Consider the following 22,643-nt stretch of genomic DNA (forward strand, 5'->3'; position numbering starts at 1 on the left):
GAAGGCCCCTAACTCATTGGGCGCTGGGCTAGGCCCTGAGCATGTTTCGCAGCACGTACTGCAGGATGCCGCCGTTGCGGTAGTAGTCGGCCTCGCCGGGGGTGTCGATGCGGACCACTGCGTCGAACTCCACCTTGCTGCCGTCCTCCTTGGTGGCCGTGACGTGCATCGTCTTCGGGGTCGAGCCGCCGTTCAGCGCCTCGATGCCCTCGATGTCGAACGTCTCGGTGCCGTCGAGCTTCAACGACGCCGCGGACTCACCGGCGGGGAACTGCAGCGGTACCACGCCCATGCCGATCAGGTTGGAGCGGTGGATGCGCTCGAAGGACTCGGTGATCACGGCGCGCACTCCGAGCAGGCTGGTGCCCTTGGCGGCCCAGTCCCGCGAGGAACCGGAGCCGTACTCCTTGCCGCCCAGCACGACCAGCGGAATGCCCTGGGCCGCATAGTTTCGTGCGGCGTCGTAGATGAAGGACTGTGGCCCGCCATCCTGGGTGAAGTCGCGGGTGTAGCCGCCGGACACGTCGTCGAGCAGCTGGTTGCGCAGCCGGATGTTGGCAAACGTGCCGCGAATCATGACCTCGTGGTTGCCGCGGCGAGAGCCGTAGGAGTTGTAGTCCTTGCGCTCGACGCCGTTCTCCTCGAGGTACTGCGCGGCCGGCGTGCCCGGCTTGATGTTGCCGGCCGGCGAGATGTGGTCGGTGGTCACCGAGTCACCAAGCAGCGCAAGCACTCTGGCGCCCTTGATGTCCTCGACCGGCGCCGGATCGGCGGGCATGCCGTCGAAGTACGGAGGCTTGCGTACGTAGGTCGACTTCGGATCCCAGTCGAAGGTCTTGCCCTCCGGCGTCGGCAGGTTCTGCCAGCGCTCGTCGCCCTTGAACACGTCGGCATAGCTGTCGGTGAACATCTTCTGGTTGATCGAGGAGGCGATGACGTCCGAGATCTCCTTGGACGACGGCCAGATGTCCTTGAGGAACACGTCGTTGCCGTCACCGTCCTGGCCGAGCGGGTCGGTCTCGAAGTCGAAGTCCATGGTCCCGGCGAGCGCGTAGGCGATGACCAGCGGCGGCGAGGCCAGGTAGTTCATCTTGACGTCGGGGGAGATGCGGCCCTCGAAGTTGCGGTTGCCGGACAGCACCGCGGTGACCGAGAGATCGTTGTCGTTGATGGCCTTGGAGATGGCCTCGGGCAGCGGGCCGGTGTTGCCGATGCAGGTGGTGCAGCCGTAGCCGACCAGGAAGAAGCCCAGCTTCTCCAGGTAGGGCCAGACGCCCGCCTTGTCGTAGTAGTCGCTGACGACCTGCGAACCCGGCGCCATCGAGGTCTTGACCCACGGCTTGGTCGACAGGCCCTTCTCGACGGCGTTGCGGGCCAACAGCGCGGCGCCCAGCATGACCGACGGGTTGGAGGTGTTGGTGCAGGAAGTGATCGCGGCGACCACCACTGCGCCGTGGTCGAGCACGAATTCACCCTGTTCGGGGGTGGTGACCTTGATGGGCTTGGACGGCCTGCCCTCGGCGCCGTTGGCCGCCGATTGCACGTCGATCGCACCGTCGTCGGCGAACGACAGCGAGACCGGGTCGCTGGCGGGGAAGGATTCCTCCACCGCCTCGTCGAGCTTGGTCTCGGGCGCCGGGTGGTTCTCCTCGACGTAGTTGTGGATGTCCTTGCGGAAGGCGTTCTTGGCGTCCGTCAGCTCGATGCGATCCTGCGGACGCTTCGGGCCGGAGATCGACGGCACCACGGTGGACAGGTCCAGCTCGAGGTACTCGGAGAACACCGGCTCCTCGTCGGCGTCGTGCCACATGCCCTGGGCCTTGGCGTACGCCTCGACCAGCGCCAGTTGCTGCTCGGTGCGCCCGGTCAGGCGCAGGTAGTCGATGGTGACCGAGTCGATGGGGAAGATCGCGGCGGTGGAACCGAATTCGGGGCTCATGTTGCCGAGGGTGGCGCGGTTGGCCAACGGCACCTCGGCCACGCCCTTGCCGTAGAACTCGACGAACTTGCCGACCACGCCGTGCTTGCGCAGCATGTCGGTCACGGTGAGCACGACGTCGGTCGCGGTGACGCCCGGCTTGATCTCGCCGGACAGCTTGAATCCGACCACGCGGGGGATGAGCATCGAGACCGGCTGGCCCAGCATGGCCGCCTCGGCCTCGATGCCACCGACGCCCCAGCCGAGCACGCCGAGGCCGTTGACCATCGTGGTGTGGCTGTCGGTGCCCACACAGGTGTCCGGGTAGGCGACCCCGTCGCGCACCATCACGGTGCGGGCGAGGTACTCGATGTTGACCTGGTGCACGATGCCGGTGCCCGGGGGGACGACCTTGAAGTCGTCGAACGCGCCCTGGCCCCAGCGCAGGAACTGGTAGCGCTCGCCATTGCGGCCGTACTCGATCTCGACATTGCGTTCGAAGGCGCCGGCGTTGCCGAAGACGTCGACGATGACGGAGTGGTCGATGACCAGTTCGGCGGGAGCCAGCGGGTTGACCTTCTCGGCGTCACCGCCCAGATCGCCGACGGCCTCGCGCATGGTGGCCAGGTCGACGATGCAGGGCACGCCGGTGAAGTCCTGCATGATCACTCGGGCCGGGGTGAACTGGATCTCGATGCTCGGGTCGGCGGACGGATCCCAGTTCGCGATGGCCTCGATGTGATCCTTGGTGATGTTGGCGCCGTCTTCGGTGCGGAGCAGGTTCTCGGCCAGGACCTTCAAGCTATAGGGCAGCTTCTCGGTCCCGGGTACCGCGTCCAAGCGGTAGATCTCGTACGCCTCGTCGCCGACCTTCAACGTGTCGTGGGCTCCGAACGAATTAACGCTGGTCACATCAACTCCCAGTTCGATCTTCGCTACGACGGGCTGTGTCGCAGCGGTAACGATTCCAACAGTACGCTTGTCCTGTATGCGATCGCGGTGCGGGGCCCATCCTTCCCCTAACCCGGGCGTGCTGCCACCAGATCGACCGTTCGTCGCGGTACCGTCTGCCACGTGACGACTCCGCAGGTGCCGCTGTTCATCCCGTCGCAGGTGTGCGAGGCAGTCGGTCGGGATCCCGGCACGACGCCGCCCGATGCGTGCCTGGACCTCGTCAAGGCGGACCTGCGCCAAGACGGCGTCAGCGCCCCTGCCTCGCCCGCCAACGCCGGGCTGGCCCAGGTCGTCTCCGACGCCAAGCAGCAGGGCATCGATCTCAAGATCGTGGTGCTCGATCAGAACCCGCCCATCGAGACGCCGCTGCGCGACATCGCGACCGACGTGGGTCAGGCCTACCCGGGCTCGACGGTGCTGGTGCTGAGTCCGTCCTTCGCCGGTACCTACAGCCCGTCATTCGATCGGGTGACGCTCGAAGCCGGGCAGGACATTGCAAAAGTCAGCGGTAGTCCCGTCGTGGCGTCACAGAATTTCCTGAAGGAATTGACGACGCCACATTTCCCGTGGACGCCTTTCACGATCGTGCTAGTCGTCGGTGTCGCCCTGGCGGCGGTGGCGACTCGTTTCTTGCAGGTCCGGGCCAAGAACCGCAATGCCGCGGAATTGCCTGCGCGGGTGCACGACTGACGCCGTCGGCGGCGTTTGGGAATTCCAAGATCACCTTTCGATAACTTCGGATCAATTACAAACATGTAATTTTCTGCTGGCGTTTCCTTGGCGTCCGTTGTGACGTACGGTGCAGAAGGCGCCTGCTGTTGCAGTTGTGATTTGTGTGACATTTGTGACTGCAGGGGCCGGACGAACGTGCCATCACGTTCGCGTGGAGCCATAGGAGACGGAGTCCAATGAGACGCACCATTCGCGCCTCGATTGCGGGTTCACTCGCATGCGGTGTCCTCGTGACGTCCGTGTTCACCTACGGCGTGGCAGTCGCGACCGCCGAGCCCACGAGCCCGGGCGCGATCGCCGGGCTGGTGGCAGCCGTCGCGAACGCAGACCAGAAGCTGCAGGAACTCGGCGCGAACATCCAGGCGGAACAGGAGAGCGTCAACAAGTCCATCGTCGACGTCCAGAGCGCGCGGGACGCCGCCGCGGCAGCCCAGCGCGAGGTCGACGCCAGTAAGGCCGCGCTCGAGGACGCCAATGCGGCCATCGACGCCGCACAGCGGCACTTCGACGCCTTCGCGGCGTCGACCTACGTCAACGGACCCTCGGCGTCCTACGTCACCGCCAAGGACCCCGCCGACATCCTCGACACGACCGCGGTCGGCCACACGCTCAGCGTCAGCACCGAACAGGCGATCTCGGATCTTCAGCGCGCCCGCACCGAGCAGGTCAACCGGGAGTCCGCCGCCCGGCTGTCCAAGCAGAAGGCCGACCAGGCCGTCGTGGACGCCCAAGCCAGCCAGGACGCGGCCGTCACCTCCCTGACCCAGGCGCAGCAGACGTTCAAGGACCAACAGGCGGAGTTGGACCGCCTCGTCGCCGAGCGGTCCGACGCCCAGGCCAAGCTCGCCGCGGCCCGCGAGTGGTCGGCACCGATCACCAAGGCGGCCGCCCCCGTCGCGGCCCCCGCGACAGCGGCCGCTCCGTCGACCAACTGGGACCGCGACCCCTCCGCCGCGGCGCCCGGCCAGGCCGCGGCGGACACGGGCTGGGACACCACCCTGCCGGCGATCCCCAGCGCGTTCGTCAGCGGTGACCCCATCGCGATCATCAACACCATCCTCGGCATCGCCACCACCTCGGCGCAGGCCACCCAGGAGATGGGCCGGTCGTTCCTGCAGAAGCTCGGGATCCTGCCCACCCCAGCGGGTTACACCAACGGGGCGATTCCCCGGGTCTACGGCAGGCAAGCCGCCGAATACGTCATCCAGCGGGCGGGTTCGCAGCTAGGCGTGCCGTACTCGTGGGGTGGCGGAAACGCCGTCGGTCCCAGCCGCGGCATCGACTCCGGTGCGGGTACGACCGGCTTCGACTGCTCGGGCCTGATCCTGTACGCATTCGCCGGCGTGGGCATCAAGTTGCCGCACTACTCCGGTGCGCAGTACGAGCTGGGCCGCAAGATCCCCTCGTCGCAGATGCGTCGCGGCGACGTCATCTTCTACGGCCCCGGCGGCAGTCAGCACGTCACCCTGTACCTCGGCAACGGTCAGATGCTGGAGGCGCCGTACACCGGCTCGACCGTGAAGGTGTCACCCGTCCGCACCAGCGGCATGACGCCCTACGTCGTGCGCTACATCGAATACTGATGGTGGTCTCTTGTTCGTGATCAAGCCCATTCGCCTCCTCATCGCCCTGGCCATTGCGTCATGCGCGGTCCTGCTCACCTTCGGGGCGACGGCTCCGGCGTGGGCCGACCCGGACCCGGGGTGGGACCCGACCCTGCCGCAGCGGCCGAGCTCCGGAGCACCCGGTGACCCCGTCGCCATCGCCAATGCGTCGTTCCAGGCCAGCCAGATCGCGCTGCAGACCACCCAGAGCCTGGGCCACCAGTTCCTCGCGAGCCTGGGTCTGGCCAGCAGCCCGACGGCCGCCGTCGGCGGCCGGGTCCGCGGACCCCAGGCCATCGAGTACGTCATCCGCCGGGCCGGCTCGCAGATGGGGGTGCCGTATTCCTGGGGCGGTGGTTCACTGACCGGGCCCAGCGAGGGCGTCGACTACGACACCGGCAAGATCGGCTTCGACTGCTCGGGCCTGACCCGGTACGCATTCGCCGGCGTCGGCGTGCCGATCCCGAAGTACTCCGGTGACCAGTACGACTCCGGCCGGCCGATCCCGCCGTCGCAGGCCAAGCGCGGCGATCTCATCTTCTACGGCCCCGGCGGCAGCCAGCACGTCGCGATCTTCCTCGGCGGCGGCAAGATGCTCGAGGCATCCGGCAGCGCCGAGAAGGTCACCGTCAGCCCGGTGCGCACTGCGGGCATGTCACCGCACCTGGTCCGGTTCATCGAGTCCTGATCAGGACCGCCCCGGGGCGGGGCACGTCGACGGATCCCGAAGTGCCTGGAATAGTTGACCGAGAAGCGTCCGCCGAGTGGCTCTGGCGCCACGCGCAGCAACACGAGACCGGCGGTCCCCGATGATCGCCGGACCAGAAACATGTGGGAGGAAACGCCAATGACGTCACCGAGTGGGCCGCCGCAGGGTGCAGGAGGCTTCCCCGGGCAAGCTCCCACGCAGGGGTTCAGCGCCGGCGGACCCCAGCAGCCCCCGTCCACGAACGGCGGCCTGCAGCAAGAGGTGCACACGCTGGAGCGGGCCATCTTCGAGGTCAAGCGCATCATCGTCGGCCAGGACCAGCTCGTCGAGCGGATGCTCGTCGGTCTGCTCGCCAAGGGCCACGTACTCCTCGAGGGCGTGCCCGGTGTGGCCAAGACCCTCGCGGTGGAGACCTTCGCCAAGGTCGTCGGCGGCACGTTCGCGCGCATCCAGTTCACCCCCGACCTGGTGCCCACCGACATCGTCGGTACCCGCATCTACCGGGTCGGCAAGGAGGAGTTCGACATCGAACTCGGCCCCGTCATGGTCAACTTCCTGCTCGCCGACGAGATCAACCGCGCCCCGGCCAAGGTGCAGTCCGCCCTGCTTGAGGTCATGGCCGAGCGCAAGGTGTCCCTCGGTGGCAAGACCTTCCCGCTTCCGAGCCCCTTCCTGGTGATGGCCACGCAGAACCCGATCGAGCAGGAGGGCGTCTACTCGCTGCCCGAGGCTCAGCGGGACCGCTTCCTGTTCAAGCTCAACGTCGACTACCCGACGCCGGAGGAAGAACGCGAGATCATCTACCGGATGGGTGTCACCCCGCCGCAGCCCAAGCAGATCCTTAACACCGGTGACCTGTTGCGGCTGCAGGACATCGCGTCGGGCATCTTCGTGCACCACGCACTCGTCGACTACGTCGTGCGGATCGTCACCGCCACCCGTGAACCCGAGAAGTTCGGCATGCCCGACGCCAAGTCGTGGATCGCCTACGGCGCCTCGCCGCGTGCCTCGCTCGGGATCATCGCCGCGTCGCGCGCGCTGGCCCTGGTGCGCGGCCGCGACTATGTCATCCCGCAGGACGTCGTCGAGGTCATCCCCGACGTGCTGCGGCATCGCCTCGTGTTGACCTACGACGCGCTTGCCGACGAGGTCTCCGCCGAAACCGTGATCAACCGGATCATGCAGACCGTGGCGCTGCCGCAGGTCAACGCCATTCCGCAACAGGGTCCGGCGGCCGGACACTCGGCGCCGCCCGCGATGCCCACCCCGGCGGCGGCCGGCGGTCGGTGACCCGGTCATCTGGGGGGCCGTCGTCCCGGGTGGATCTGCCGTCGCTGCAACGCGGTCAGATCCGGGACCCGGAACTCTCGGCCGCCCTGCGCAAGCTGGAGCTGACCGTGCGCCGCAAGCTCGACGGCGTCCTGCACGGCGATCACCAGGGACTGGTGCCGGGACCGGGTTCTGAACCGGGGGACTCCCGGGTCTACCAGCCCGGTGACGACGTACGCCGGATGGACTGGTCGGTGACTGCGCGTACCACCACGCCCCATGTGCGCCAGATGATCGCCGACCGCGAGCTGGAGACCTGGCTCGTGGTCGACGTGTCGGCCAGCCTGGACTTCGGCACCGCCGGGTGCGAGAAGCGTGATCTGGCGGTCGCGGCTGCAGCGGCCATCGCGTTCCTCAACAGCGGCGGCGGCAACCGCCTCGGCGCGGTGATCACCAACGGTGAGTCCACCCGGCGGGTGCCCGCGCTGAGCGGGCGGATCCACGAACACGAGCTACTGAGGGCCATCGCCACCATGCCGCGCGCGCCGCTCGGCGTGCGCGGCGATCTGGCCACCGCCATCGACGCCCTGCGCCGGCCCGAGCGGCGGCGGGGGATGGCCGTGATCATCAGCGACTTCCTCGGCCCGATCAACTGGATGCGGCCGCTGCGGGCCATCGCCGGGCGCCACGAGGTGCTCGGGATCGAGGTGATCGATCCGCGGGACGTCGAACTGCCCGACGTCGGCGACGTGGTGCTGCAGGACACCGAGAGTGGCATCACGCGGGAGTTCACCATCGACGCCCAGTTGCGCGCCGACTTCGCCAAGGCGGCGTCCGCACACCGCGACGACGTCGCCCGCACCCTGCGCCGCTGTGACGCGCCCCTGCTGACCCTGCGCACCGACCGCGACTGGATCGCCGACGTCGTCCGGTTCGTTGCCGACCGCCGCCGTGGGGCGCTCGCCTCCCGATGACCGGAGCGATCCGATGAGCGCTTGCCGACCGATCAATGAAATGACAAGTAGCACATGACATTACCGATCCTCGGCCCGATGAGCCTGTCGGGCTTCAAGAACCCGTGGTTCTTCCTGTTCCTCCTCGTCGTGCTCGGGCTGGTGGCCCTGTACGTGATCGTGCAGGTGGCCCGCCAGAAGCGGATGCTGCGCTTCGCCAACATGGAGCTGCTCGAGAGCGTGGCCCCCAAGCGCCCGGCCCGGTGGCGGCATTTGTCCGCGGTGCTGCTGGTGCTCTCGCTGGTGCTGTTCACGATCGCGATGGCAGGCCCCACCAACGACGTGCGGATCCCGCGCAACCGCGCCGTGGTGATGCTGGTGATCGACGTGTCGCAGTCGATGCGCGCCACCGACGTGGCGCCGAGCCGGCTCGCCGCCGCGCAGGAAGCCGCCAAGCAGTTCGCCGACCAGTTGACCCCGGGCATCAACCTCGGGCTGATCGCCTACGCGGGCACCGCGACCGTGCTGGTCTCGCCGACCACCAACCGCGAGGCCAGCAAGGCCGCCATCGACAAGCTCCAGCTGGCCGACCGGACCGCGACGGGCGAGGGCATCTTTACGGCCCTGCAGGCCATCGCGACGGTCGGCGCGGTGATCGGTGGTGGCGACGCTCCGCCGCCCGCGCGCATCGTGCTGATGTCCGACGGCAAGGAGACGGTGCCGTCGAACCCGGACAACCCGAAGGGTGCCTACACCGCGGCCCGCACCGCGCAGGACCAGGGCGTGCCGATCTCCACGGTGTCCTTCGGCACCAAGTACGGCTACGTCGAGATCCAGGACCAGCGGCAACCCGTGCCGGTCGACGACGAGATGCTGCAGAAGATCGCACAGCTGTCGGGCGGCAACGCCTACACCGCGTCGAGCCTGGAACAGCTCAAGGCAGTCTTCACCTCGCTGCAGGAACAGATCGGCTACGAGACCGTCAAGGGTGACGCCAGCGTGGGATGGCTGCGGCTGGGCTCCCTGGTGCTCGCGCTCGCGGCGCTGGCGGCCCTGCTGATCAACCGGCGTCTGCCGGGATGACTCGCACGGCCGATTTTAGCGGGGGCCAGGCGAGACGATAGGTTGGCGTGCATGTTGCGCACGCGAGGAGCAATGCATGGGTGAGTTCGTTTCGCGCTCCGTTCTGGTCACCGGCGGCAATCGCGGCATCGGTCTGGCGATCGCACAGCGGCTCGCCGCGGACGGCCATCGGGTCGCCGTCACCCATCGCGGATCCGGTGCCCCCGAGGGCCTCTTCGGCGTCGAATGCGACGTCACCGACAGCGCCGCGGTCGACCGGGCGTTCACCGAGGTCGAGGAGCATCAGGGTCCGGTCGAGGTCCTGGTGTCCAACGCCGGCATCTCCAAGGACGCGTTCCTAATGCGGATGACCGAAGAGCGGTTCACCGAGGTGATCGACGCCAACCTGACCGGGGCGTTCCGGGTGACGCAGCGGGCGTCGCGCAGCATGCAGCGCAAGCGATTCGGCCGGATCATCTACATCGGGTCGGTATCCGGCATGTGGGGCATCGGCAATCAGGCGAACTACGCGGCGGCCAAGGCCGGGCTGATCGGCATGGCCCGTTCGATCTCCCGCGAGCTGTCGAAGGCCGGCGTCACCGCCAATGTCGTCGCTCCCGGCTACATCGACACCGAGATGACCCGCTCCCTGGACGAGCGAATCCAGGCGGGCGCACTGGATTTCATCCCCGCCAAGCGGGTCGGCACGGCCGAGGAGGTCGCCGGTGCGGTCAGCTTCCTGGCCTCCGAGGACGCCGGCTACATCGCCGGGGCGGTCATCCCCGTCGACGGCGGCATGGGCATGGGTCACTGAGACCGACCGCGACATTCTCTTCAACGGACGCAAAGGACTGACATGGCAGGGTTTCTCGAAGGCAAGCGCATCCTGGTCACGGGCATCATCACGGACTCGTCGATCGCCTTTCACGTCGCGAAGGTGGCCCAGGAGGCCGGCGCCGAGCTGGTGCTGACCGGCTTCGACCGGATGAAGCTCATCCAGCGGATCGCCGACCGGCTGCCGAACCCGGCGCCACTGCTCGAGCTGGACGTGCAGAACGACGATCACCTGGCCAGCCTTGCCGGCCGCGTCACCGAGGTCATCGGGGAGGGCAACAAGCTCGACGGCGTCGTGCACTCGATCGGCTTCATGCCGCAGACCGGCATGGGCATCAACCCGTTCTTCGACGCCCCCTACGCCGACGTCGCCAAGGGCATCCACATCTCGGCTTACTCCTACGCCTCGCTGGCCAAGGCGACGCTGCCGATCATGAATCGCGGCGGTGGCATCGTCGGCATGGACTTCGACCCGACCCGCGCCATGCCCGGCTACAACTGGATGACCGTGGCCAAGAGTGCGCTGGAGTCCGTCAACCGCTTCGTCGCCCGTGAAGCGGGTGCGTACGGCGTGCGCTCGAATCTGGTTGCCGCAGGCCCGATCCGGACGCTGGCGATGAGCGCCATCGTCGGCGGCGCCCTCGGTGCCGAGGCGGGCGACCAGATGAAGCTCCTCGAGGAGGGCTGGGATCAGCGCGCTCCGATCGGCTGGAACATGAAGGATCCGACGCCGGTGGCGAAGACGGTCTGCGCCCTGCTGTCCGACTGGTTGCCCGCCACCACCGGCACGGTCGTCTACGCCGACGGTGGCGCCCACACCCAGCTGCTGTGACGGCTTGACGCCCATGGACTTCGACGCCATCTTGGTGCTGTCCTTCGGTGGACCCGAGGGACCCGAACAGGTCCGGCCGTTCCTGGAGAACGTGACTCGCGGCAGGAACATCCCGCCCGAGCGGCTCGACGGCGTCGCCGAGCACTACTACCACTTCGGTGGGGTGTCACCGATCAACGGCATCAACCGTGCCCTGATCGAGCAGCTGCGGACCGAGTTGGACGCCCGCGGCGAGGTGCTGCCGATCTACTTCGGCAACCGCAACTGGGATCCGTTCGTCGAGGACACCGTCGCCAGGATGCGTGACGACGGGATCCGGCGCGCCGCGGTCTTCGTGACGTCGGCCTGGGGTGGCTACTCCGGGTGCACGCAGTACAACGAGGACGTGGCGCGGGCCCGTGCGGTGGTCGGGGAGGGCGCACCAGAGCTGGTGAAGCTGCGCCACTACTTCGACCATCCGCTGCTCGTCGAGATGTTCGCCGACGGCATCACGGCCGCTCGGGCGTCGCTGCCCGACGAGCTGCGCGACGACGCCAGGACGGTGTTCACCGCTCACTCGGTGCCGATCGCCGCCGACGAGCGTCAGGGCCCACGGCTCTACAGCCGTCAGGTGGCCTACGCGAGCCGGCTCGTCGCCGACGCGGTGGGGTGCACCGACTACGACCAGGTGTGGCAGTCGCGGTCTGGCCCCCCGCAGGTGCCGTGGCTGGAACCCGATGTCGGCGATCACCTCTCGGCGCTCGCCGACGCGGGCACGAAGGCCGTCGTGGTGTGCCCGATCGGCTTCGTCGCCGATCACATCGAAGTGGTCTGGGATCTGGACAACGAGCTGCGCGAGCAGGCAGACGCGGCCGGCATCGCGCTGGCGCGCGCGACGACGCCCAACGCGGACCCGCGCTACGCCAGGCTGATCCTCGACCTGATCGACGAGATGCGCACGGGCCGGACGCCGTCGCGGGTGCCGGGACCCGACGCGGTGGCGGGCTGCGGTTTCAACGTCGACGGCACGCCGTGCCCGTCCTCGCCGCGGTGCGTCGCTACCTTCGCCACGCCGACTGCAGGATCGCGCTGACGGCAGCCAGCCGGGCCGACCGCACCACCCCTGCCAGGGGGCGCAGCGCGTCGTTGGCGATCTGCATCTCCGAGGACGACTGCAAGCCGATCGGCATCAATCCCGAACTGACGGTGATGATCGCGTCGACGTGAGCGGCGTTCTCCAGCACTCGCAGCGCCCGTTCCGGGGCGTGGTCGGGGGCCCGGTGCAGCCGTGCCGACTCCAGCACCTGCTCGACCAGGCCGCGCGGATCGGCGACGTCCAAGGACGTCATCCCGGCCCGCAGCGTGCCGAGCGCATCGGCGGCCGAACGCACCGCGGCACGCAGTTCGTACTCGGCGTGCCCGAGGTCGAAGTGCTCACCGAACGGGACCGTCGGCAGCGAGTAGACCGTCCACGCCAGCGCGACCGGCTCGGCGAAGTGCTCGCTCGACTCGTCATCGGTCTGGTCGTAGTCGGGGTCGCTCTCGTCGTAGGCGAACTCGGGGACCAGTCCCACCGCGCCGCCTCCCGGGTGGCTCACGGTGATGGCCTCACCGGCCGAGATGGCGTCGGCCGTGAACTGCGTGCCCGCCGGCAGCCCGCGCACGTCGCCCGGGATCGGCAACGCCACGGCCAGCACCGGTTCGCCGGCCGGTGAACCTGCCGCGGTCCGCAGCGTCTGCAGCAGCGAGACCACTCCGGCGTCGGTGAGATCCGGCCACGGCAGACCCGTCCGGCCAGCCGCCACCGAATCGTAGGCCGTGACGGAATGTCTTGGCGCCCAAAGGGATAACGCATCGAGAACGTCGTCGGGCGCAGCGGCGCCGGCGAGCCAGGCGTTGGCCCAAACCGAGAGGGAGACACTGGGGCACCACATGATGCACGCAGTGTAGTTGTTGACGGCTTGGCAAGCGGGATTCACAGTAGGCTGGCGCCATGGCAGCACTGATCTGGCTGGTCGCGGCGCTGGCGCTGGCCGGCGCGGAGGCGCTGACCGGTGATTTGTTCCTGTTGATGCTCAGCGGTGGGGCGCTCTCGGCCGCGGGCGCCGCCGCCCTGTTCGGCGGACCGGTCTGGGTCGACGGCGCGGTGTTCGCAGCGGTGTCGATCCTGCTGTTGGTGTTGGTGCGGCCCACCCTGCGCCGCCGGTTCACCGCCGGTACCGGACTTCCCGAGCCGATGCGGGCGCTCGAGGGCAAGAACGCCCTGGTGCTCGACCGGGTCGCCCGACACGAGGGCCAGGTCAAGCTCGAGGGGGAGGTGTGGACCGCGCGGCCCCTGTACGACGACGACGTCTACGAACCGGGGGACCACGTGACCGTCATGCGCATCGATGGCGCTACCGCCGTCGTATTCAAGACCATCTGAGTGAGGGAGGAACTGTCATGGAGGGTGCCGTCTTCGGACTGGTGCTGGCCGCGGTACTGGTGATCTTCGCGATCATCGTGGTCGCCAAGTCGGTCAAGGTGATTCCACAGGCCGAGGCCGCGGTGATCGAGCGACTCGGCCGCTACAGCAAGACCGTCTCGGGGCAGCTGACGCTGCTGCTGCCGTTCATCGACAAGATCAGGGCCAGGGTGGACCTGCGGGAGCGGGTGGTGTCATTCCCGCCGCAACCGGTCATCACCGAGGACAACCTCACGGTGAACATCGACACCGTCGTCTACTTCCAGGTCACCAACCCGCAGGCAGCCGTCTACCAGATCAGCAACTACATCGTCGGTGTAGAGCAGCTCACCACGACGACCCTGCGAAACGTGGTCGGCGGCATGACCCTCGAGCAGGCACTGACCTCGCGCGACCAGATCAACGGCCAGCTGCGCGGCGTGCTCGACGAGGCCACCGGCCGGTGGGGGCTACGGGTGGCCCGTGTCGAACTTCGGTCGATCGACCCGCCGCCCTCCATCCAGGATTCGATGGAGAAGCAGATGCGCGCCGACCGCGAGAAGCGCGCCATGATCCTGACGGCCGAGGGCAATCGCGAGGCGTCGATCAAGCAGGCGGAGGGGCAGAAGCAGGCCCAGATCCTGTCCGCCGAGGGCGCCAAGCAGGCAGCAATCCTGGCGGCCGAAGCCGACCGCCAGTCCCGCATGCTGCGCGCGCAGGGTGAACGCGCCGCGTCCTACCTGCAGGCCCAGGGGCAGGCCAAGGCCATCGAGAAGACGTTCGCGGCCATCAAGGCGGGCCGTCCGACCCCCGAGATGCTCGCCTACCAGTACCTGCAGACGTTGCCCCTGATGGCCAAGGGCGAGGCGAACAAGGTGTGGCTGGTGCCCAGCGACTTCGGCACCGCGCTGCAGGGGTTCACCAAGATGCTCGGCGCGCCTGGCGAGGACGGCGTGTTCCGCTATCAGCCGTCTCCGGTCGAGGAGGATCTGCCCAAGCCCGAGGACGACTCCGCCGAGGTCGCCGAGTGGTTCAACACCAAGACCGATCCCGAGATCGCCCAGGCGGTAGCGCAGGCGGTGGCCGAGGCGCGCACGCCCGTCGCGGGCGCGATCGACCCGTCACCGCAGTACGCCCCGCTGTCGCAGCAGACACAGCCGCCGGTCACGGATTACTCGCAGGCGCCCCGGCACGGTCAGTAGCGGTCGCGGCCGGAGGGTCCCGCGGTCAGGGCGCGACCGCGGGGCTCTCGCTGTCGGCGTCCTCGGTCCGCGACTCAGGCGGTTCGGGACACGGATTGCCGCCGTGGTGACGTCGGTGGCTACGAACCTCGTAGGCCAGTCCGACGATCCCGAGAGCCGCCGTGCTTGCCGACACCAGGAACATCAGCGGGCTGACGTTGCCCGTCAGCGCGTCCCCGAAGATCACGATGGCAGCGGTGCCGGGAAGCAGCCCGACGATGGTGGCCAGCGTGTACGGAAGAAGGCGGATCGCGGACGCTCCCGCGGCGTAGTTCAGCACCGAGAACGGCACCGCCGGGATCATCCGCATCGACAGCACCGTCAGCCAGCCCCGTCGCTCGAGTCGCCCGTTCAGCGCATCCACCCTGGGATGGCGGACCAGCCGGTCGAGCTGCCAACCGGCGGCGCGGACCAGCAGCAGGGCAATCACGGCACTCACCGTGCTGGCGACTAACGCGATGCCGACGCCGAGCAGGGGACCGAACATCAGTCCCGCCGAGAGGGTGAACGCCGTCCTGGGGAAGGGGAGCACCGTCACCACGATGTGGGCGGCAAGGAAGGCCAGCGGGAACCACGGCCCGACCGACGTCGCCCAGTCCCGTAGCTGCAGCGCGCTGGGCAGGGGCACCACCAGCACGAATGCGACCAGGATCACACTGACGGCCAGAAGGGCCACGACGCGTCGCCGCGGCATCTGCCTGGCGGTCGCGACGACCGCCGCGCTGACCCCGCGCAATGTTCTGACGACGGGCTTCACGTCTGTCAAGGGTACGGGGCCGCTGTGACCGATTCGCGATGACGATGCCGGAAGCACTCCTGCCCACGGCGTCGGGGAGTGAGCACCATCATTTAGCCTGATGATCGGGTGGTCCGTCACACGTGCGACGACAGGGAGATGCCGGTGTCCGTACAGGAGTCCAGTGCCAGCGTGGGCACCGTGGAATCCGACCGAGAAGCGTGGCGGGTGGCCGTCGCCGGGGTCCTCGCCAAGAGCAGCCGCAAGGACCCCGCCGACCTCGGCGCCGAACCCGAACGACTGCTCGACTCACCGACCTACGAGGGCTTCCCGGTCCGTCCGCTCTACACCAGCCTCGATGGGTTGCCCGAACCGCCGCTGCCCGGTCGGTGGCCCTACGTCCGCGGCGGTGACGCCCTGCGCGACGTGAAGTCCGGCTGGAAGGTCGCCGAGTCGTTCCCCGCCCCGGGACGAAACGCGGTGTCCGACGGCAACGAGGCGGTGCTGGCCGCCCTGGCCGACGGCGTCAGCGCGCTGGTGCTTCGCGTCGGACCGGACGCCGTGGCGGCGGCCGACCTCGACCGCCTGCTCGAGGGCGTGTTCCTGGATCTGGTGCCGGTGATCGTCGACGCCGGTGCCGACGTCGTCGCGGCCGCCGACGCGCTGCTGACGTTGATCGCGGACTTCGACGACGACGCGCGCGGCCGGTTGTCGATCGACCTGGGCGCCGACCCCCTGATCTCGGCCGTGGTGGGGCGCCCGGCGCCCGCGATCGAAGAGGTCGTGACGACGGCCGCCAAGCTTGCCGAACATCGAGGTGGCGCCCGCACGGTGACCGTCGACGGAGCTCTTCTGCACGACCTGGGCGCCAATGCCTCCTGGGAGCTCGCCGGTGCCGTCGCGGCGGGCGTGGCCTACCTACGCGTGCTCGGTGACGGCGGGATCACCGCGCCCGACGCACTGCGGCAGATCGCGTTCCGCTTCGCCGCGGACGACGACCAGTTCATGACCATCGCGAAACTGCGTGCGGCACGCCAGCTCTGGGCCAGGGTGGCCGAGGTGCTCGGGCATCCCGAGGCCGGCGCCGCGACTGTTCACGTCGTCACGTCGCGGCCCATGATGGCCCAGCGGGACCCCTGGGTGAACATGTTGCGCACCACGCTCGCGGCCTTCGCGGCGGGAGTCGGGGGTGCGGACACCGTGCAGGTGCTCGAGTTCGACAGTTCGATCCCGGGCGGTCTGCCCGGGGTGGCGAGGACGTTCGCGCGCCGGATGGCCCGCAACACCCAACTCCTGCTGCTGGAGGAGTCCCACGTGGGGCGGGTGCTGGACCCCGCAGGCGGGTCGTGGTTCGTCGAGGACCTCACCCGCAGGCTCGCCGAGGAGGCATGGAGCCATTTCCAGCAGATCGAGGCCAGGGGAGGGTTCGAGGCGGCGCGCGATCACGTCGTCACCGAGATCGCCGGAGTTCGGACGCGACGAGCCGACGACATCGCTCACCGTCGGACGGCCATCACGGGGGTCAACGAGTACCCGAATCTCACCGAGGCGCCCCTGCCGCAACTGACTTCGGACTCTGCCGTGCAGCGGTACGCCGCCGCGTTCGAAGACCTTCGGGACAGATCCGATGCCTACCTCGCCGCCAACGGCTCCCGTCCACGAGCGCTCCTACTGCCGGTGGGTCCACTCGCCGAACACAACGTCCGCGCCACGTTCGCCGCGAATCTGCTGGCCTCCGGCGGGGTGGAGACGGTCAACCCAGGTACGGTCGGCGCGGCCGGCGTCGCGCAGGCGGTGACCGATGCCGGGACCCCGGCCGTCGCGGTGATCTGCGGTACCGACGCGCGCTACGCCGAGGAGGTGTCGGAGGTGACCGAAGCCGCCAGGGCAGCGGGTGTCGCGCACGTCTACCTGGCCGGCCCTGCGAAGGCGGTGCAGGACGCCGCGAGCCAGCCCGACGAATTCCTGACGGCGAAGATCGACGCGATCGACGCACTGTCCACCCTGCTCACCCGATTGGGGGCCTGACATGACGACGGTTCAGCCCAAGATCACCAACTTCGCCGAGATTCCGCTGCGCGGTGACGACGGGGGAGAACCCGCCACCGCATCGGCCGTCGACGAGCACGTTGCCGCCGCTGCCGCCGCGCACGGCTACACCGCCGACCAACTCGACTGGGCCACCCCCGAGGGCATCGACGTCAGGCCCGTGTACATCGCCGCCGATCGTGACGCGGCCGTCGCTGCCGGTTACCCGCTCGACGGCTTCCCCGGCTTGCCGCCCTTCATCCGCGGGCCGTACCCGACGATGTACGTCAACCAGCCATGGACCATTCGCCAGTACGCCGGCTTCTCCACGGCCGCGGAATCCAATGCGTTCTACCGCCGCAACCTGGCCGCCGGGCAGAAGGGCCTGTCGGTGGCGTTCGACCTGGCGACTCACCGCGGCTACGACTCCGACCACCCCCGGGTGGCGGGCGACGTCGGGATGGCCGGTGTGGCAATCGATTCCATCCTCGACATGCGTCAGCTCTTCGACGGCATCGACCTGTCGTCGGTGTCGGTGTCGATGACCATGAACGGGGCCGTGCTGCCGATCCTGGCGCTGTATGTCGCCGCGGCCGAGGAGCAGGGCGTGCCGCCGGAGAAGCTGGCGGGGACCATCCAGAACGACATCCTCAAGGAGTTCATGGTCCGCAACACCTACATCTATCCGCCCAAGGCGTCGATGCGCATCATCTCCGACATCTTCGGTTACACCAGTGCGAGGATGCCGAAGTACAACTCCATCTCGATATCGGGATATCACATCCAAGAAGCCGGCGCGACAGCCGATCTGGAGCTGGCCTACACCCTCGCCGATGGCGTCGAGTACATCAAGGCCGGGCTGGACGCCGGACTGTCCATCGACCAGTTCGCTCCTCGGCTGTCCTTCTTCTGGGGCATCGGCATGAACTTCTTCATGGAGGTGGCCAAGCTGCGCGCGGGCCGGCTGCTCTGGAGCGAACTCGTCGCCCAGTTCGATCCGAAGAACGACAAGTCGCTGTCGTTGCGCACGCACTCGCAAACCTCGGGCTGGTCGTTGACGGCCCAGGATCCGTTCAACAACGTGGCGCGCACCTGCATCGAGGCCATGGCCGCCACCCAGGGGCACACCCAGTCGCTGCACACCAACGCCCTCGACGAGGCTCTCGCGCTGCCAACCGACTTCTCCGCCCGGATCGCCCGCAACACCCAGCTGCTGCTGCAGCAGGAGTCGGGCACCACCCGGCCGATCGACCCCTGGGGCGGTTCGTACTACGTGGAGTGGCTGACCCACCAGCTGGCCGTGAAGGCCCGCGCTCACCTCGCCGAGGTCGCCGAGCACGGGGGGATGGCCCAGGCGATCGACGAGGGCATCCCGAAGCTGCGCATCGAGGAGGCGGCGGCCCGCACCCAGGCCCGCATCGACTCCGGCGCGCAGACCGTGATCGGCATCAACAAGTACCAGGTGGATTCCGACCAGGAGGTCGAGGTCCTCAAGGTGGAGAACAGCCGGGTGCGCGCCGAGCAGATCGCCAAGCTCGAGCGGCTGCGCGCCGACCGCGACGAGGCGGCCACCCAGGCCGCCCTCGCCGAATTGACCCGTGCGGCAGGGACTTCCGGCCGTGCCGGCGAGGATGGGTTGGGCAACAACCTGATGGCGCTGGCGATCGCCGCGGCCAGGGCCAAGGCCACCGTCGGGGAGATCTCCGAGGCCATGGAGAAGGTATACGGACGTCACCAGGCCGAGATCCGCACCATCGCAGGGGTTTACCGGGACGAAGTGGGGAAGGGGCGCACCGTCGACAACGTGCGAGCGGCAACCGAGCTGGTCGAGAAGTTCGCCGAGGCCGACGGCCGCCGACCTCGCATCCTGGTCGCCAAGATGGGGCAGGACGGCCACGACCGCGGCCAGAAGGTCATCGCGACGGCCTTCGCCGACATCGGCTTCGACGTCGACGTCGGCTCGCTGTTCTCGACGCCCGACGAGGTCGCTCGCCAGGCGGCCGACAACGACGTGCACGTCGTCGGGGTGTCGTCGCTGGCAGCCGGTCACCTCACCCTGGTGCCCGCCTTGCGGGATGCGCTGGCCGAGGCGGGGCGTCCCGACATCATGATCGTCGTCGGTGGCGTCATTCCCCCGGGAGACTTCGACGAACTCTACGCGGCTGGGGCCACCGCGATCTTCCCGCCGGGCACGGTCATCGCAGACGCCGCCATCGGCCTGCTGCAGAAGCTGGCCGAGCGCCTGGGCTACAGCCTGAGCTAGATGGACTCCACCGACGGCGCCGGCGAGGCGACCCGGGGCGCGACGTCCGAGCTGGCCGAAGCGGTTCGCAACGGTGACCGTGCGGCGCTGGCGCGGGCGATCACCCTCGTCGAGTCGACGCGGCCCGACCACCGGGAGAAGGCGCAGCGGCTACTGCTGGAGCTGATGCCCGACGCCGGCCGCGCGGTGCACGTCGGGATCACCGGGGTGCCGGGGGTCGGCAAGTCGACGGCCATCGAGGCACTCGGTATGTACCTCATCGAGCAGGGGCATCGTGTCGCAGTGCTCGCCGTCGACCCGTCGTCGACGCGGACCGGGGGGTCGATCCTCGGGGACAAGACCAGGATGGCGCGGTTGGCCGTGCAGCCCGCGGCGTACATCAGGCCGTCGCCCACGTCGGGCACCTTGGGCGGCGTCGCCAAGGCGACCAGGGAGACCATCGTGTTGCTCGAGGCCGCGGGATACGACGTGGTACTCGTCGAGACGGTCGGCGTCGGCCAGTCCGAGGTGACGGTGGCCAACATGGTCGACACCTTCGTGTTCCTGACCCTCGCGCGCACCGGTGACCAGCTCCAAGGCATCAAGAAGGGCGTGCTGGAGCTCGCCGACGTGGTGGTGGTGAACAAGGCCGACGGCAAACACGCCACCGAAGCCAAGGCCGCGGCGCGGGAGCTCACCGGAGCGCTGCGGTTGCTGTATCCGCGCGACACCCTCTGGCGCCCGCCGGTGCTCACCACGAGCGCGCTCGAGGGCACCGGCCTGGCCGAGTTGTGGACGGCGGTGCTCGAGCATCGCCGGGTGCTGACCGAGGCGGGTGAGTTCGAGTCCCGGCGCCGCACCCAGCAGGTCGAGTGGATGTGGTCGATGGTGCGTGACGCCGTGCTCGGCCGGGTTACGTCCAATGCCCAGGTCAAGGCGCTTCGGCCAGAGATCGAGCAACGCGTGCGCACCGGAGACCTCACGGCCGCGTTGGCTGCGCAGCAGATCCTCGACCTCGTCCACCTGCCGGGCGCCGCCGCCGATCCGGGTTAGGTGAAGCCGCGGTACGCGCTTGCCTAACGGATCGATAACCACCGGTGAAGTTGGCTGGCCCTGGCGGTAAATTCTGCAGGGGTGACCCAGGCAGCACGGGGGGAGCGCAGCGCGGCGCTCCTCGCAGGTGGCGACGACGAGTCGGCTCTACCGCGCAACGTCCGCGGTGCCGCGGACCCGAACTTTGCCTGCGTCGTTCGCAGCTTCTCGATGATGTTCCCGCACCCTAGATTTGGTGGCGGTGCGCTGGCCGTCTACCTGGACGGCGAGCCCGTCGTCGACGTCTGGACCGGTTGGGCGGACCGCCGGGGCACCCGGCGGTGGGAGGCAGACACCGGTGCCATGGTGTTCTCGGCCACCAAGGGCATGGCGTCAACGGTCGTCCATCGCCTCGCCGATCGCGGGCTGATCGACTACGACGCTCCGGTCGCCGAATACTGGCCCGCCTTCGCCGCCAACGGCAAGGCGGCCGTCACCGTCCGCGACCTGATGCGCCATCGTGCCGGACTATCGCAACTCAACGGGGTGAGTCAGACCGACCTGATGGATCACCTGGGCATGGAGCAGCGCCTGGCTGCCGCGCCGATGGGCTGGTTGAAGGGCCGGCCGTCCTACCACGCCCTGACCTACGGCTGGCTGATGTCGGGGCTGACCAGGGCCGTCACCGGCCGCGGGATGCGCGAGCTGTTCCGCGACGAGCTGGCCGCGCCGCTGAATACGGACGGCATCCATCTCGGCAGGCCGCCCGCCGGCGCGCCCACCCAGCCGGCACGAATCATTGGCCCGCAGAGCAGGTTTCAGAATCCACTCGTCAATCTCGTTGCGCCGCGCATCGCTGCGTTGCCATTCTCCGGCGGATTCGGGTCGATCTACTTCCCCGGCATGAAGTCGACTGTGCAGGGCGATATCTCGCTGCTCGACTCCGAGTTGCCGGCAGCCAACGGGGTCGCCACGGCGCGGGGGCTGGCCCGCATGTACGGCGCGATCGCCAACGGGGGCCGCATCGACGGCACCCGGTTCCTGTCCTCGGAACTGGTCGCCACCCTGACTGGACGTCCGAGCCTGCACCTCGACGGTGGCTTGGTGCTCCCGATGTCCTTTCATCTCGGCTATCACGGTCTGCCGTTCCCGGGCGTACTTCCGGGTTTCGGTCACGTCGGGCTGGGTGGCTCCCTGGGGTGGGCCGACCCGGCCACCGGTCTGGCCTTTGGCTTCGTCCACAATCGCCTGCTCACTCCGCTGGTGGTGAGTGACCAGGCCGGGTTCGTCGCCACGGCGGCTCTCATTCGGCGGGGCGCGGCACGGGCGCGTCGGCACGGCTTCGGCAGCGTGCCCAGGTTCGGGGCGCCGTATCTCGGACTCTCCACCGCGGTTTGACGCAAGGAAAGCGAAAAAAAAGTTCACTAAATTTTCGCCGAAGCTGGGAGGACGCCTCCTGGCCGGACAACGGTCGTTGTCCGTCCAAAAACGTTGTCTCGCAGACAGTTTGGCGAAAACGCGGTGCCAAGACGGGCAATTTGGCGCGATTCTTACGGCTTCTCGGCGACAACGTTGCCAGAGTGGCCCATGTTGCTGGCGTCGTTAAAGGGCTGACGATTGCCAGAGTGAGGTGATGACCCGCCCGCGAGCGGGCGTCGAGGATGCCCCGGTTGCCCTCGCGGAGCTCTCGCGCCGACGGATCGACGACGGATGCCGAGGCTTCTGGCTGCGAAAATGCCGAAATCGATCCTTGGTCCAACGCGCTCGGGAGGCCATCGGCACATTATGACAATGCAAATGGTCATTCCGGTCCACGAATACCGAACTATTTGCTGAAATCGCATGCAGCGAAATCCGACAATAGCGGGGCGAACGTCGCTAGAAGTTGGCATGAGCGTCAATTTTCGCCGTTTCCGCAGCGTATGCGCCTAAAGGGCGTTGTTAGGACGAATTGGTAGCTGTCGGTGTAGTGTCCCGACCGAAGAATCTCGAAGTTGAAAGGGCGGTAACGGATTTGCCGAAAATTTCATACCAATGGTTCGTTTCATAGGTGTGGATTCTCGGTATTTGGGGCG

General features: G+C 68.3%; 18 protein-coding genes. 15 read left to right on the forward strand and 3 right to left on the reverse strand.

The features are described 5' to 3' along the window. Positions 1-28: 28 nt before the first annotated feature. Complete coding sequence (gene acnA, locus SBI80_RS15525; protein ID WP_318975667.1) at positions 29-2,830, reverse strand: aconitate hydratase AcnA; 2,802 nt, start codon at positions 2,828-2,830, stop codon at positions 29-31. A 162-nt stretch (positions 2,831-2,992) separates the two neighbouring features. Between acnA and SBI80_RS15530 the strand changes: the two genes are divergently transcribed. The 9 genes from SBI80_RS15530 to SBI80_RS15570 all read left to right on the forward strand — a co-directional run bounded on the left by SBI80_RS15530 (position 2,993) and on the right by SBI80_RS15570 (position 11,939). Continuing rightward, on the forward strand, positions 2,993-3,562 hold the full coding sequence (locus SBI80_RS15530) for an Rv1476 family membrane protein (RefSeq protein WP_318975668.1): 570 nt from the start codon (positions 2,993-2,995) through the stop codon (positions 3,560-3,562). Positions 3,563-3,780: 218 nt separating this feature from the next. Then, positions 3,781-5,187: an NlpC/P60 family peptidoglycan endopeptidase RipA gene (gene ripA, locus SBI80_RS15535; protein ID WP_318975669.1), complete on the forward strand. Its 1,407-nt coding sequence runs from the start codon at positions 3,781-3,783 to the stop codon at positions 5,185-5,187. 16 nt (positions 5,188-5,203) lie between these two features. Beyond that, positions 5,204-5,896, forward strand: coding sequence for an NlpC/P60 family peptidoglycan endopeptidase RipB (gene ripB, locus SBI80_RS15540; RefSeq protein WP_413232727.1), 693 nt, complete (start codon positions 5,204-5,206; stop codon positions 5,894-5,896). A 159-nt stretch (positions 5,897-6,055) separates the two neighbouring features. Next, positions 6,056-7,207: a chaperone MoxR1 gene (moxR1, locus tag SBI80_RS15545; RefSeq protein ID WP_318975670.1), complete on the forward strand. Its 1,152-nt coding sequence runs from the start codon at positions 6,056-6,058 to the stop codon at positions 7,205-7,207. 29 nt (positions 7,208-7,236) lie between these two features. After that, positions 7,237-8,160: a DUF58 domain-containing protein gene (locus SBI80_RS15550; RefSeq protein WP_318975671.1), complete on the forward strand. Its 924-nt coding sequence runs from the start codon at positions 7,237-7,239 to the stop codon at positions 8,158-8,160. A gap of 54 nt (positions 8,161-8,214) precedes the next feature. Next, positions 8,215-9,222 carry a VWA domain-containing protein gene (locus SBI80_RS15555; RefSeq protein ID WP_318975672.1) on the forward strand — a complete coding sequence of 336 codons (1,008 nt, stop codon included), beginning with the start codon at positions 8,215-8,217 and terminating at the stop codon, positions 9,220-9,222. A gap of 76 nt (positions 9,223-9,298) precedes the next feature. After that, positions 9,299-10,015, forward strand: coding sequence for a 3-oxoacyl-ACP reductase FabG1 (gene fabG1 / locus SBI80_RS15560; RefSeq protein WP_318975673.1), 717 nt, complete (start codon positions 9,299-9,301; stop codon positions 10,013-10,015). A gap of 42 nt (positions 10,016-10,057) precedes the next feature. Next, positions 10,058-10,867: an NADH-dependent enoyl-ACP reductase InhA gene (gene inhA / locus SBI80_RS15565; protein WP_318975674.1), complete on the forward strand. Its 810-nt coding sequence runs from the start codon at positions 10,058-10,060 to the stop codon at positions 10,865-10,867. A gap of 13 nt (positions 10,868-10,880) precedes the next feature. Then, positions 10,881-11,939: a ferrochelatase gene (locus SBI80_RS15570; RefSeq protein ID WP_318975780.1), complete on the forward strand. Its 1,059-nt coding sequence runs from the start codon at positions 10,881-10,883 to the stop codon at positions 11,937-11,939. On the opposite strand, the gene SBI80_RS15575 is transcribed toward SBI80_RS15570, so the two are convergent. Continuing rightward, positions 11,905-12,780, reverse strand: coding sequence for an Rv1486c family protein (locus SBI80_RS15575; protein WP_318975675.1), 876 nt, complete (start codon positions 12,778-12,780; stop codon positions 11,905-11,907). The two genes, SBI80_RS15570 and SBI80_RS15575, sit on opposite strands and share 35 nt — an antisense overlap. 59 nt (positions 12,781-12,839) lie before the next feature. On the opposite strand from SBI80_RS15575, the gene SBI80_RS15580 reads away from it, so the two are divergent. Continuing rightward, positions 12,840-13,271: an NfeD family protein gene (locus SBI80_RS15580; protein WP_318975676.1), complete on the forward strand. Its 432-nt coding sequence runs from the start codon at positions 12,840-12,842 to the stop codon at positions 13,269-13,271. Positions 13,272-13,288: 17 nt separating this feature from the next. After that, positions 13,289-14,491 carry an SPFH domain-containing protein gene (locus SBI80_RS15585; RefSeq protein ID WP_318975677.1) on the forward strand — a complete coding sequence of 401 codons (1,203 nt, stop codon included), beginning with the start codon at positions 13,289-13,291 and terminating at the stop codon, positions 14,489-14,491. Between the two features lie 25 nt (positions 14,492-14,516). Here the strand turns inward: SBI80_RS15585 and SBI80_RS15590 are convergent, their stop codons facing one another. Beyond that, positions 14,517-15,287, reverse strand: a complete 771-nt coding sequence (locus SBI80_RS15590) for a TVP38/TMEM64 family protein (protein WP_318975678.1) — start codon at positions 15,285-15,287, stop codon at positions 14,517-14,519. Between the two features lie 138 nt (positions 15,288-15,425). Between SBI80_RS15590 and mutA the strand changes: the two genes are divergently transcribed. The 4 genes from mutA to lipL all read left to right on the forward strand — a co-directional run bounded on the left by mutA (position 15,426) and on the right by lipL (position 21,966). After that, positions 15,426-17,294, forward strand: a complete 1,869-nt coding sequence (gene mutA / locus SBI80_RS15595) for a methylmalonyl-CoA mutase small subunit (protein WP_318975679.1) — start codon at positions 15,426-15,428, stop codon at positions 17,292-17,294. 1 nt (position 17,295) lies between these two features. Continuing rightward, entirely contained in the window at positions 17,296-19,557 is a 2,262-nt protein-coding gene (scpA, locus tag SBI80_RS15600; protein WP_318975680.1) for a methylmalonyl-CoA mutase, read from the forward strand. Beyond that, complete coding sequence (gene meaB / locus SBI80_RS15605; RefSeq protein ID WP_318975681.1) at positions 19,558-20,589, forward strand: methylmalonyl Co-A mutase-associated GTPase MeaB; 1,032 nt, start codon at positions 19,558-19,560, stop codon at positions 20,587-20,589. It abuts the gene before it with no gap. Between the two features lie 81 nt (positions 20,590-20,670). Further along, positions 20,671-21,966, forward strand: a complete 1,296-nt coding sequence (gene lipL / locus SBI80_RS15610) for an esterase/beta-lactamase LipL (RefSeq protein WP_318975682.1) — start codon at positions 20,671-20,673, stop codon at positions 21,964-21,966. Positions 21,967-22,643 lie beyond the last annotated feature (677 nt).

Origin of the sequence: Mycolicibacterium sichuanense (genome assembly GCF_033741125.1) — a bacterium.
GTDB lineage: Bacteria > Actinomycetota > Actinomycetes > Mycobacteriales > Mycobacteriaceae > Mycobacterium.